The sequence below is a fragment of the Bradyrhizobium sp. genome (genome assembly GCF_016462955.1).
In the GTDB taxonomy this organism is placed as follows: Bacteria; Pseudomonadota; Alphaproteobacteria; order Rhizobiales; family Xanthobacteraceae; genus Bradyrhizobium.
In genome coordinates this window covers 9919-22367 of the sequence record NZ_JAEMSD010000049.1, presented here as the reverse complement: position 1 = coordinate 22367, position 12449 = coordinate 9919, and the positions used below count along the sequence as shown (strand labels likewise).

The 12449-nt window shown below is 63.6% G+C and carries 11 protein-coding genes; 8 read left to right on the top strand and 3 right to left on the bottom strand.

All coding sequences use genetic code 11. From position 1 onward, the window contains the following. On the bottom strand, positions 1-1132 hold a 1132-nt coding region (locus JHD07_RS08290; protein WP_291620861.1), incomplete at its 3' end, for an ABC transporter substrate-binding protein. Between the two features lie 573 nt (positions 1133-1705). Between JHD07_RS08290 and JHD07_RS08285 the strand changes: the two genes are divergently transcribed. Continuing rightward, positions 1706-1993 (top strand): hypothetical protein, encoded by a 288-nt coding sequence (locus JHD07_RS08285; RefSeq protein ID WP_291620859.1) that lies wholly within the window; start codon positions 1706-1708, stop codon positions 1991-1993. 73 nt (positions 1994-2066) lie between these two features. Here JHD07_RS08285 and purU read toward each other — a convergent pair whose 3' ends face one another. Beyond that, on the bottom strand, positions 2067-2930 hold the full coding sequence (purU, locus tag JHD07_RS08280) for a formyltetrahydrofolate deformylase (protein ID WP_291620858.1): 864 nt from the start codon (positions 2928-2930) through the stop codon (positions 2067-2069). A gap of 141 nt (positions 2931-3071) precedes the next feature. Here purU and JHD07_RS08275 point away from each other — a divergent pair, with 141 nt between their 5' ends. Together JHD07_RS08275 and JHD07_RS08270 are read left to right on the top strand one after the other, a co-directional pair. Beyond that, entirely contained in the window at positions 3072-3911 is an 840-nt protein-coding gene (locus JHD07_RS08275; protein WP_291620856.1) for a uroporphyrinogen-III synthase, read from the top strand. 123 nt (positions 3912-4034) lie between these two features. Beyond that, entirely contained in the window at positions 4035-5297 is a 1263-nt protein-coding gene (locus tag JHD07_RS08270) for an MFS transporter (protein WP_291620854.1), read from the top strand. Between the two features lie 87 nt (positions 5298-5384). Here JHD07_RS08270 and JHD07_RS08265 read toward each other — a convergent pair whose 3' ends face one another. Next, a complete protein-coding gene (locus JHD07_RS08265; RefSeq protein WP_291620852.1) occupies positions 5385-6059 on the bottom strand; it encodes a Crp/Fnr family transcriptional regulator in 675 nt (224 codons plus the stop codon). A gap of 333 nt (positions 6060-6392) precedes the next feature. On the opposite strand from JHD07_RS08265, the gene JHD07_RS08260 reads away from it, so the two are divergent. From JHD07_RS08260 to JHD07_RS08240, 5 genes are all read left to right on the top strand, one after another. Further along, positions 6393-7214: an ABC transporter ATP-binding protein gene (locus JHD07_RS08260; RefSeq protein ID WP_291620850.1), complete on the top strand. Its 822-nt coding sequence runs from the start codon at positions 6393-6395 to the stop codon at positions 7212-7214. After that, on the top strand, positions 7211-9142 hold the full coding sequence (locus tag JHD07_RS08255) for a long-chain fatty acid--CoA ligase (RefSeq protein WP_291620848.1): 1932 nt from the start codon (positions 7211-7213) through the stop codon (positions 9140-9142). The genes JHD07_RS08260 and JHD07_RS08255 overlap by 4 nt, the downstream gene beginning before the upstream one ends. A 220-nt stretch (positions 9143-9362) precedes the next feature. After that, entirely contained in the window at positions 9363-10256 is an 894-nt protein-coding gene (locus JHD07_RS08250; RefSeq protein WP_291620846.1) for a branched-chain amino acid ABC transporter permease, read from the top strand. A 2-nt stretch (positions 10257-10258) separates the two neighbouring features. Further along, positions 10259-11332, top strand: a complete 1074-nt coding sequence (locus JHD07_RS08245; protein WP_291620843.1) for a branched-chain amino acid ABC transporter permease — start codon at positions 10259-10261, stop codon at positions 11330-11332. A 43-nt stretch (positions 11333-11375) separates the two neighbouring features. Further along, a partial coding sequence (locus JHD07_RS08240; protein WP_291620841.1) for an ABC transporter substrate-binding protein occupies positions 11376-12449 on the top strand: 1074 nt, incomplete at its 3' end.

The window sequence follows — 12449 nt, the reverse complement described above, 5'->3', positions numbered from 1 at the left end:
ATTCAACGTTGTAGAGTTCGCCGTAGACCTTCTCCACCTTGCGGATGTAGATGTTCTGCACGATGTCGCGGGTTTCGGGATCGATCGAGATCGGGCCGCGCGGGCTTTCCCACTTCTGTCCCTTCATGGCTTCGATCAGCTTGTCGCCGTTGGTGTCACCGCCCGTCTTCTTCAGCGCCTCGTAGATCAGGTGGATGCCGTCATAGCCGCCCACGGCCATGAAGCCCGGACGGTTTCCGAAGGCCTTCTTGTAGGCCGCGACGAAATCTTTGTTCATCTGCGAGGGATGCGCTGCGGAATAGAGATGCGCCGTGACGGTGCCGAGCACGGCATCGCCCATGTTGTTGAGAAGGTCGTCGTCCGTGACGTCACCCGGTCCGATCACCTTGATACCGGCCTTGTCGAGACCGCGCTCGGCATATTGCTTCATGAAGTTGCCGCCCTGGCCCGCCGGCACGAAGACGAAGATCGCGTCCGGCTTGGCGTCCTTCATGCGCTGGAGGAACGGGGCAAAGTCGGGGTTCTGCAGCGGCACCTTGACCTCTTCGACCACCTCACCGCCGCCGGCCGTGAAATGCTGCTTGAAGAAGTTGAGGGCGTCATTGCCCGGAGCGTAGTCCGAAGTAAGCGTCGCGACCTTCTTGATGCCGTTCTTGACGGCCCAGTCGCCGATGATGGTGGAGGACTGCGCCAGCGTGAAGCTGGTGCGCACGATATAGGGCGATCGCTCGGTGATGATGGAGGTGCCGGCCGCCATCACGACCTCCGGAATCTTGGCCTGCGTGGCCAGTGGCGCCGCGGCGAGAGCAGCCGGCGTCACGCCGAAGCCGGCGATGAAGCTGACCTTGTCGTTGACGATCAGCTCCTGCGCGGCGGTCTTGGTCTTGTCCGGGATCGCAGCGTCGTCCTTGACGATGATCTCGATCTTCTTGCCGGCGACGGTGTCGCCCTTCTGCTGCATATAGAGCTTGATCGCGTTCTCGATCTGCTTGCCGGTAGAGGCCTGGCCGCCGGTCATCGGCAGGATGAGACCGATCTTGACGCTGTCCTGGGCCTTGGCAGGCACGAGGCCCGCGAGGCCCGCGATGGCAGCGATCACTGCGCTTCGTGAAAAAATCCTGCGTTCGAACATCCGATGTCCCTCCCCTTCATTCCTTGCTCTTGTGAGCCGGACCGAGTGCCCGGTCCTTGCCGCGCTTCACTCAACGACAAGCCATGCCGTGCGGCCACATGGCGTCCTCTGCAACCCCGTTGTCAATCGGACGTTGGGCGACCATTCGGCGAAAGCCGCGTGGCCCGCCTCGACCGCGGCGTAGAAAGATTTGTACGATTGTACAAATGGCATGGTCCTGTCAACGAATATGCCTTCATGCGCTGGGCCGATCAGCCCACGGCATGTCGATGCGCCACCTTAGGCGAGCCGCCCGACGCAGTGGATGGAGGATTCTTCCCGCCATTTGCCCCGGACATCTCAACTGCTTCCGGCACGGCCAAACGATGACGCCAACCGAACGAGAAATACGCGATGTATACCGTACCAGCTCATCGCGACCCTTCAAGAGCGAAATTTGCTTACTGTAATACCACTAATGTATACACCTTCGCTGACCCTCGAATAGGCCAATTTTACCTGTTGAGAGCTATGGTTCGCGCCGGCGCTTTTCCGCCGTCCCTCCATACGCGCCCGATCGGCTCGACCCGGAAGATGTCCATGCGTTCCCGTTCGCTTTCGATCGCTGCTGTGGTCGCTCTGCTCGCTCCCAACCTTGCAGGCTGCGGCACGGTCAACGAGAAGCTCTCCGCCGGGGTGGGCGACTATGTTCCGCAATGGGCCGGCGGCCTGCCCGCCGATGCCCCGCCACGTCCGGGCACACCGCAATACGACGCCTACATGAGGGAACGCGAGCGCAAGCGGCTGCTGCCGGCCGCGGAGCGCGAGAAGGAAGAGCAGGCGCAGAAGGGGGCGGCGCCGGGCGGTACGGGGCGGCAATGAAGCGAATGGCGAATAGGGAGTGGCGAAGAAGGCGCTCTCCCGCTTCCACTCCCTATTCGCCGCCCACCATTCGCTAGTCGACGAACACCACCGTCTTGCGCCCGTTGAGGATGACGCGGTCGTCGAGATGGTAGCGGATCGCCCGTGCCAGCACGCGGCGCTCGATGTCGCGGCCCTTGCGGACGAGATCATCGGGCGTGTCGCGATGACTGATGCGCTCGACGTCCTGGTCGATGATCGGACCCTCGTCGAGGTCGCGCGTGACGTAATGCGCGGTCGCTCCGATCAGCTTGACCCCGCGCTCATGCGCCTGGTGATAGGGTTTTGCGCCCTTGAAGCCAGGCAGGAACGAATGATGGATGTTGATGCACCGGCCCGAAAGCTTGGCCGACAGATCGTCCGACAGGATCTGCATGTAGCGGGCGAGCACGACGAGATCGGTCTTCGTCTTGGCGACGAGGTCCACGATCTCGGCCTCCTGCTCGCGCTTGGTATTCTTGGTGACAGGCAGGTGGTGAAACGGAATGCCGCCGAAATCGAGCCCGGCATAGACTTCGCGCGGATGGTTGGAAACGATCGCGGTCGGTATCATCGGCAATTCGCCGGTGCGCCAACGATAGAGGATATCGACCAGACAGTGATCGGATTTCGACACCAACAGCATCACCTTGCGATGCGCGGCCCGGTCGCGCATCTGCCACTCCATGCCGAAACGCTCGGCGATCGCGGCGAAGCCGGTCTGGAGCGCCGACAGTTCCACGGCAAGATCGGCCGCTGTGAACACGACCCGCATGAAGAACTTCTGCGTCTCGACGTCGTCGAACTGCTGGGCGTCGAGGATGTTCTGTCCGTTGTGGGCGAGGAACGTCGAGACCGCCGAAACTATGCCGGGGCGATCCGGACAGGACAGGGTCAGGACGTATTGATGATCGGGCAAGGCTTGGCTCTTGATCAGGGTTTGTGCAGCGGAACGATCCAGCGATTTGCGCCCTGCTCTAGCACCGACCCCGCCCTTGCGCCAATCCCAACCGCGGAGTCAGGATGAACGGACAATTGCGAATTCTCACCGGAGCATCCCATGGCCGACCGCTTGAACGGCACCCGCATCCTGATTCTGGAAACCCGCGAGGAGGCGCAGTTTTCCAAGCTTCTGGCCGAGCAAGGCGCCGAGGTCGTGCAGTGCCCGATGTTCACCATCCACGATGCGCCGGACCCGGCTCCCGTAGAGGCCTGGATTCGCCGCGCCATCGACAAGCCCCTCGACGACCTCGTGCTGATGACCGGTGAAGGCCTGCGGCGCATCGTGAAGCTCGCCCGCACCCGCGGGCTCGACGCCGCCCTTATTGCGGCGCTCGCCAAGGCGCGCAAGTTCACCCGCGGCCCGAAGCCCGGCAAGGCGCTGCGCGAGATCGGACTCGAGGCGCAGCAGACCACGGAGAAGCCGACCACGGAGGGCGTGCTCGAGATGCTGGCCAAGCTCGACCTGAAAGGACGACGCCTCGGCCTCCAGCTCTATCCCGACAAGGACCACGGCGCCTTGAACGGCGCGCTGGCTGCACAGGGTGCCGAGATCGATAGCGTGCTGCCCTATGTCTATGATTCCAAGGCAGCGGATGCGAACATCGTCGCCGCCATCGACGAAATGGCCGAGGGGCGGATCGATTCCATCGCACTGACCAATCTCGGCCAGGTCCGCCGCCTGGTCGAGGCCGCGAAAGCGCACGGCGTCGAAGCGAAGCTGCGTGCGGGCCTCGACCGGACATTGATCGCCTCGGTGGGGCCGGCGGTCTCAGGTGAACTCGCCGCGCACGGTCTGCGCACGGACGTCTCGCCGGCGGATGAAGCGTACTTCATGCGGCCGCTGATCTCGGCGATGGCGAGCGCACTGGCGGAGCGGAAACCGGCTGCGACCAGATAAGAGCTGAGCGCGGGAGCGGCATGCGGCGGCTCTGATTGACACGCACGTCGGCGGCCCTACGTTGCCGGAAATGAAAAGAAACCACACGGGCCAGGGAATCGCCGTGACACGCGCCATCGCGTCTTGAGCACAGCCGCGCGACCCTCCGCCCTCGCGCCGTTCCGCATCCGCAATTACCGCTTTCAATGGCCATCGGATCTGCTCACCTCCTGGGCGTTCGAGGTCGAGACGCTGGTGCTCGGCTGGTACATCATCGTGGAGACCGGCTCGGTGCTGCTGCTCACCGTGCTTGCTTCACTCCAGTTCGTCGGAACATTGGTCGCGCCCGTGTTCGGCATGATCGGCGACCGCATCGGTCATCGCGATCTCCTGGTCATGATGCGTCTGGCCTATACGATTCTGTCATCGACCATCATGGTCCTGGCCCTGACCGGCCACCTCACGCCACTGAACGTCATGATCATCGTCGCGATCATGGGCCTGATTCGTCCTTCGGATCTCGGCGTTCGGGGCGCGCTGCTGGCCGAGATCATGCCGCCCGGGCAATTGGTGGGAGCTATCAGCGTCGCGCGCACGACGCAGGACAGCGCGCGCATCGCCGGAGCGCTGACGGGCGCAGGACTGTTCGCGGTTCTCGGCATTGGTCTCGTCTATGTGGCGATCACCTGCCTCTACCTGACGGCCGCACTCCTCATGCTATGTCTGAGCCGGCCGAAGCGGACCGTCACGATGAGCGATCTTCCCGCGAACAGCGGTGCTATTTCCCGATTGTTTGGCGAGCTCAAGGAAGGCGTCGTCTATGCCTGGAACGGTCCGGGAATGCTCGCGGCGCTGTGCGTCGCCTTCCTCGCCAATCTCACCGCATTTCCCTTCACGGGCGGATTGCTGCCGTACATCGCGCGGGAGATCTTTCATACCGATCAGACCGGCCTCGGTTATCTCTCTGCGAGCTTCGCCGTCGGCTCGCTGATCGGCTCCATCACGCTCAGCCTCGTCAGCGGCGTGCGCATCGCCCGGCTGCTGATCGGCGCGACGCTGGCCTGGTACGCCATGCTGCTGGTGTTCGTCGAAGCCGGGACCTTGCCGGTGGCGATGGCCTGCCTCGTTCTCGCCGGCATCGCCCAGAGCATGTCGATGATCTCGGCCGCCGTGATCCTGATGCGCACCGCGAGTGCACATCTGCGCGGCCGGATCATGGGCGTTCGCATGATGGTGATCTACGGCCTGCCGATCGGGCTGCTCGCGGCTGGCAGCCTGATCGACATCATCGGCTATTCCGCGACAGGTGCTCTCTATGCCGTATCGGGGTTCGTTGCGATGCTGGCGATCGCGGTACACTGGCGCGCCGACCTCTGGCCGGTCCGCGCCCCCGCCAAGGTGAGCTAGAGCCCCGTTCCGATGAATCGGAACGGGGCTCTAGTTTCGACGCGTTTCCTTGACGCGAACCGGTGTCCACTTCGCTCGAAAACGCTCTTAATCCCCGTAGCCACGCAGCCGCTCGATATCGAGGATGGTGACGCCGCCATATTCCAGCCGCAGCAGCCCCTCCTTCTCCAGCCGGTTCAGCGCGCGGTTGGCGTTCTGGCGGGACATGCCGGAGAGGGCGCCGATCTCCTCCTGGGTGATTTCCAGATGCGCGGTCGATTCCGGATAGAGGACCGGGTTGAACAGCGAGGCGATGCTGCGGGCAAGGCGCGCGGTGGCATCCAGCGTGCGGTTGACCTCGAGCATGCCGATGAACTGCCCGAGCCGCTCGTTGAGCTGGCGCACCAGGAAGCGGTTGAAGCCGACGCTGTTCTCGAACAGCCACATGAAGGCGCTGCGTTCCATCAACGCGACGCGGCTATCGCGCAGCGCGACGACGTCGTAGCGGCGCGGCTCGTTCTTCAGCACGCTGCCCTCGCCGAACCAGGCCCCTGCCGTCAACCCGGCAAGGCTGGTCTCCTTGCCGTCGCGCGAGACCCCGCCCATCCGGGCAAGGCCACTCACCATGCCGGCCCAATAGGCAAAGATATCGCCGCGCATGAACACGCTCTCACCGGTGCCGTAGGACCGTTCCGTAATTCCGGCACGCGCAACCTCGATCTCCGCTCGTGTGAGCTCGCGCGACCAGGCGGCGACGCGCTTCAGATGATCCTCTGAAATCATGATCTCGCGGCCAGCCGCACCGTTTCGTCACTCCGCCGTCTTTTGCATTGCAGCATGATGATCCCGACCGCCATTCGACCAAAGATGAAAGCCGCCGCCGCCCCGCCGAACTTTGTCGCAGAATTGTCAGCCGGGAGACATTTCAAAATAGCGCTTTCCCCTATTGAGGACCACCTCGGGCGATACGGCTCTGATCCCTGACGGGAACGAGAGCGAGGCGGCTACGGTCGAGACCATCTGCTGCATGGTCTCACCGCGACCGCCGTACTAGGATCGCCGGGAGAACGGACGAAGAGCGCCGCTAAAGCGCCATCACCGGGAGGGAATCGTTTGGTGGCTACCAGTCTTGAAGTTCGCGGCGTGTCCTTGCGATTCGGCGGTGTCCGCGCGCTGACCGATGTCAGCTTCGCCATTAAGGAGGGCGAGCTGTTCTCGATCATCGGCCCCAACGGCGCCGGCAAGACCTCGATCGTGAACTGTATTTCCGGCCGCTACAAGCCGACCGAAGGCCAGCTCTTCTACCAGGGCCGGGACATCACCGGCCTGACGCCGAATGCCCGCGCCTCGCTCGGCATTGGCCGCACCTTTCAGAACCTGGCGCTGTTCCACCACATGAGCGTGCTCGACAACATCATGGTGGGCCGCCATCACCTCCTGAAGAACAATTTCCTCACGGGCTCGCTGTACTGGCTCACCGGCGCGCGCAAGGAGGAGCTCGAGCATCGCCGCAAGGTCGAGGAGATCATCGACTTCCTCGACCTCCAATCGGTGCGAAAAGCCACCGCCGGCACGCTCTCCTACGGTCTGCGCAAACGCGTGGAGCTCGCCCGTGCCATGGCGCTGGAGCCGCGCCTGATCCTCCTCGACGAGCCGATGGCCGGCATGAACTTCGAGGAGAAGGAGGACATGGCCCGCTACATCGTCGACCTCAACGAGGAGTTCGGGATGACGGTGGTGATGATCGAGCACGACATGGGCGTGGTGATGGACATCTCCCATCGCGTCATGGTGCTGGATTTCGGCAAGAAGATCGCCGAGGGCGATCCCGCAGCGGTGCTTGCCGATCCCCACGTCAGGCGCGCCTATCTCGGCGAGGAGGACGAGGTGCTGGTCGACCCGGACGACGCCCCGGCGGCGCAGGAGAGCGCGGCATGATGGATTATGCAGGCCGCGTCGCGCAGGCCGACACCTATCCCAAGATGCTCCGGCTCAACGCCAGGGAGCACGGCAGCGAGATCGCGCTGCGCGAGAAGGATCTCGGGCTCTGGCGCATCTTCACCTGGAACGACTACCAGACAAGGGTGCGCGATTTCGCGCTTGGCCTCGTCGAACTCGGCCTTGGCGGCGGCGATGTCGTCGGGATCATCGGCGACAATCGGCCGGACTGGGTCGCTGCGGAAGTCGCGACCCACGCGATCGGTGGACTGAGCCTCGGACTCTATCGCGACGTGCTGGACGAGGAGGCCTCCTATCTCCTCAACTATGGCGAGGCGCAGCTCGTCTTCGCCGAGGACGAGGAGCAGGTCGACAAGCTGCTCACCTTGGCCGAACGCGTGCACAGGCTGAAGCACATCATCTATTCCGATCCGCGCGGGATGCGGAAATACGACGATCCACGCCTGATGTCGGCGGAGAAGTTTGCCGAGCTTGGCCGGGCGCGTGCAGCGCGCGAGCCGGAGCTTTACGACAGGCTGGTCGACGCCACCAAGGGCGAGGACGTCGCGATCCTCTGCACCACCTCAGGCACCACCTCGCATCCGAAACTCGCGATGCTCGCGGCAGGCCGTGTGCTCGGCCACTGCGCGACCTATCTCGCCTTCGACCCGAAGGGGCCGGACGACGAATACGTCTCGGTGCTGCCGCTGCCCTGGATCATGGAGCAGGTCTACGTGCTCGGCAAAGGCCTGTTGTGCCGGATGAAGATCAATTTCGTCGAAGAGCCGGACACCATGATGAACGATCTGCGCGAGATCGCGCCGACCTTCGTACTGTTCGCGCCCCGCGTCTGGGAATCCATTGCCGCCGACGTCCGTGCCAGGGTGATGGACGCGACACCCTTCAAGCAGCGCCTGTTCGACATCGGCATGAAGAGCGGCCTTGCCGCGCTCAAGCAAGGCAAGCGCTCCGGCTTCGCCGACGCCATTCTGTTCCGCGCGCTGCGCGACCGGCTCGGCTTCACCCGCCTGCGCTCGGCCGCCACCGGCGGGGCGGCGCTCGGGCCCGAGACGTTCAAATTCTTCCAGGCCATGGGCGTGCCGCTGCGCACGCTCTACGGCCAGACCGAACTGCTCGGAGCCTACACGCTGCATCCCGAGGGCAAGGTCGATCCTGACACCACGGGCGTGCCCATGGCCGACAATGTCGAAATCCGCATCGACAATCCCGACATCCACGGCGTCGGCGAGATCGTGGTGCGGCATCCCAATATGTTCTTGGGATACTATAAGAACCCGGAGGCGAGCGTCGCCGACGTCAAGGACGGCTGGATGCTGTCGGGCGACGCCGGCTATTTTAACGCCAACCGGCAGCTCGTCGTCATCGACCGCATCAAGGACCTCGCCGAGACGGCGCGCGGCGAGCGCTTCTCGCCGCAATTCATCGAGAACAAGCTGAAATTCTCGCCCTATATCGCCGAAGCCGTGGTGCTTGGTGCCGGCCGCGACGCGCTCGCGGCCATGATCTGCATCCGCTACTCCATCATCTCGAAATGGGCGGAGAAGAACCGCCTCTCCTTCACCACCTACAGCGACCTCGCCTCACGGCCCGAAGTCTATGCGCTGCTTCACAAGGAGGTCGAGACCGTCAACGCCACGCTGCCGCCGGCCCAGCGCATCTCGCGCTTCCTGCTGCTCTACAAGGAACTCGATGCCGACGACGGCGAGCTCACCCGGACCAGAAAGGTCCGCCGCAGCGTCATCAACGAGAAATACGAAGGAATCATCGACGCGATCTACCGCGGCGATTCCGATATCCCCGTCGACACCGTGATCCGCTTCCAGGACGGCACCACCCAGCGGGTGCGAACGACGCTGCGGGTGGTGGATCTCGGCGGCCACGGGCACATGGCGGAGGCGGCGGAGTGAGCTTGCTTCCAGTCCAGCACGCGATGCCTGCCGATGCGCCCTCTCCCCTTGTGGGAGAGGGCATCTCCGCCGTCAGCCACCCTCTCACTCGGGTGAGGGGTCCTCTCTCCGCACCGTCACTGCGGAGACAACCCCTCACCCGTCTTCGTTTCGCGAAGCCACCCTCTCCCACAAGGGGAGAGGGAAAGCACGCGCCGGGTCCGTCGCCGAGCATCACCACATGAACACCGCCTTCCTCATCCAGCTCCTGGTCAACGGCCTCGTCGTCGGCACGCTCTATGGCGTCGTCGCGATGTCGTTCGTGCTGATCTACAAGGCGACGCAGGTCGTCAACTTCGCGCAAGGAGAATTGCTGCTGGTCGGTGCCTGGGTCTGCTGGGCCTTGCTGGCGAAATACCAGGTGCCGTTCTGGATCGGCATGCCGATCACGCTGGTATTCATGTTCCTGTTCGGCATCGCGGTGCAGGTGCTGATCCTGCGGCCGATGATCGGCGAGCCCATCATCTCGGTGATCATGGTGACGATCGGCCTCTCCACCGTGCTGCAGGCGACGCTGAAATGGATATTCGGCGTCAATCCGCAACCGTTCCCGCGCGTGTTCGAAAGTCAATCCGTCAGCCTGCTCGGCCTCCAGATCCAGACCGTCTACGTCATGAGCCTCGTGGTATCCGTCGCCATGATGATCGGCATGGCCTGGTTCTTCCGCGCTTCGAAATACGGCCTCGCCATGCGCGCCACCGCCTTCAACCAGCAGGTCGCGCAGTCGCTCGGCATTTCCGTCAAGAGCGTGTTCGCGATGGCCTGGGCGATCTCGGCCACCGTCTCTGCGGTCGCGGGCGTTGTCGTTGCCGTCGTCAACGGCGTGTCCTCGGGCCTTGCGGCCTACGGCATCAAGGTGTTCCCGGCGGCGATCCTCGGCGGGCTCGACTCCGTTGGCGGCGCCGTGCTTGGCGGCATCATCATCGGACTGCTTGAGAACGTCGCCCAATACGTCGACAGCGAGTATCTGCACTGGGGCAATCTCTACGAGATCGCGCCGTTCTACGTCCTCATCATCGTGCTGATGATCAAGCCCTATGGCCTGTTCGGCACCCACGACATCGAGCGGATCTGACTATGGCCGGCCCTGCCCTCATTCCTGCTGGTGATTTCCGCACAACCTACGCCGCGGACACCACGATCTTCCCGACCGCCACCAGCCGCAATTTTGCGATTCTCGGCGTAGCGCTGCTCTGTCTTGCACCGCAGCTCTTCAGCGGCTACTGGCTCAGCATCCTGATTCAGATCGGCATCTTCTCGATCGCGGCGCTCGGCCTCAACATCCTGGTCGGCTTCACCGGGCAGATCTCGATCGGCCATGCCGCCTTCTTCCTGCTCGGCGCGTTCACCTCGGCCTACATCTCGAACAACACGCCGATCCCGGTGTTCTTCGCGATCCCGCTCGCGGGCCTCGTCACCGCGCTGGTCGGGTTGATCTTCGGCATTCCGGCGGCTCGGCTGAAGGGTCTCTACCTCGTCATCGCCACGTTGGCCGCCCAATACATCCTGCTCGACTTCTTCTCGCGCGCCGAGTGGTTTTCCGGCGGCTCGGTGCCGGCGAGCGCGGCGCCTTTCTCGATCTTCGGTTACACGCTGCGCGGCGACAGGCAGTACTTCTACGTCGTGCTGGCCTACGTGCTCGTGAGCTACATCCTGGTCACCAACCTGATGCGCACGCGCGACGGCCGTGCGCTGGTGGCGATCCGCGATCATTATCTCTCCGCCGAGATCATGGGCATCAACCTGACGAAATACCGAACGCTGTCGTTCGGCCTCGCCGCCTTCTTCGCCGGCATCGCCGGCGCGCTCTACGCGCACTATCAGCTCGTGGTCTCCCAGGAAGGCTTCGGCATCGAGCGCTCGATCCTGTTCCTTGCCATGATCATCATCGGCGGCACCGGCTCGATCATGGGCACGCTGATGGGCACCGCCTTCGTGGTGCTGCTGCCCGAGGCGATGGAGTTCATCAGCCATCAACTGAAGGGCGGCGCGATCGACAAGGCGCTCTCGCTCAACACCAACATCACTTTCCTGCGCGAGATCGCGATCGGCGTGATCATCATCGCGTTCCTGATGTTCGAGCCCGACGGCCTCGCGCATCGCTGGCGGCAGATCAAGGCATACTGGAAACTCTACCCGTTCTCGCATTGAGCGCGGGCACTTCACTTAAACAATAAACAGGAGGAACCGACCCATGACGATGAAGTCCCTTTTGAGCACCGCATCGCTCGCGATCGCGATCGCCGCATACTCGGCCGGTGCGCAGGCGCAGATCGCGATCGGGCATCTCGCCGACTATTCCGGCGGCACCTCCGACGTCGGCACGCCCTTCGGGCAGGCCGTCGCCGACACCTTCGCCTGGGTCAACAAGAACGGCGGCATCGGAGGCAAGCAGGTCAATCTCGACACCAACGATTACGGCTACCAGGTGCCGCGCGCGATTGCGCTCTACAAGAAGTGGTCGGCGCCGGACAACAAGGTCGCCGCGATCATGGGCTGGGGCACCGCCGACACAGAGGCGCTGACCGGCTTCCTTGCCCAGGACAAGATTCCCGACATGTCCGGCTCCTATGCCGCCGCTCTGACCGATCCCGAGGGCGTCAGCGGCAAGGCCAAGCCCGCGCCTTACAATTTCTTCTACGGTCCGAGCTATTCCGACGCGTTGCGCGCGATGCTGATCTGGGCGGCGGAGGACTGGAAGGCCAAGGGCAACTCCGGCAAGCCGAAATTCGTGCACATGGGCGCCAACCATCCGTATCCGAACGCGCCGAAGGCCGCGGGCGAAGCCATGGCGCAGGAGCTTGGCTTTGAAGTGCTGCCGCCGCTCGTGTTTGCGCTCGCGCCGGGCGACTACAGCGCCCAGTGCCTGAGCCTGAAATCGTCGGGCGCCAACTACGCCTATCTAGGCAACACCGCGGCCTCCAACATCTCGGTGATGAAGGCGTGCAAGACCGCCGGCGTCGAGATCCAGTTCATGGGCAACGTCTGGGGCATGGACGAGAACGCCGCCAAGACGGCCGGAGACGCCGCCAACGGCGTGATCTTCCCACTGCGCACCGCGGTGAGCTGGGGTGGCGATGCTCCCGGCATGAAGACTGTGATGGAAATCTCCAAGATGTCCGATCCCAGCGGAAAGGTATATCGCCCGGTGCACTACATCGCAGCCGTCTGTTCGGCGCTCTACATGAAGGAAGCGCTCGACTGGGCCGCCAAGAACGGCGGTGCCACCGGCGAGAACGTCCGCAAGGGATTCTATCAGAAGAAGGAC

What these genes read in the sequence shown, in the direction of transcription:
- JHD07_RS08285 (WP_291620859.1), top strand. Translation starts at nt 1,706, where the DNA reads ATGTCCATGCGTTCCCGTTCGCTTTCGATCGCTGCTGTGGTCGCTCTG.
- JHD07_RS08275 (WP_291620856.1), top strand. Translation starts at nt 3,072, where the DNA reads ATGGCCGACCGCTTGAACGGCACCCGCATCCTGATTCTGGAAACCCGC.
- JHD07_RS08265 (WP_291620852.1), bottom strand. Translation starts at nt 6,059, where the DNA reads ATGATTTCAGAGGATCATCTGAAGCGCGTCGCCGCCTGGTCGCGCGAG.
- JHD07_RS08255 (WP_291620848.1), top strand. Translation starts at nt 7,211, where the DNA reads ATGATGGATTATGCAGGCCGCGTCGCGCAGGCCGACACCTATCCCAAG.
- JHD07_RS08250 (WP_291620846.1), top strand. Translation starts at nt 9,363, where the DNA reads ATGAACACCGCCTTCCTCATCCAGCTCCTGGTCAACGGCCTCGTCGTC.
- JHD07_RS08245 (WP_291620843.1), top strand. Translation starts at nt 10,259, where the DNA reads ATGGCCGGCCCTGCCCTCATTCCTGCTGGTGATTTCCGCACAACCTAC.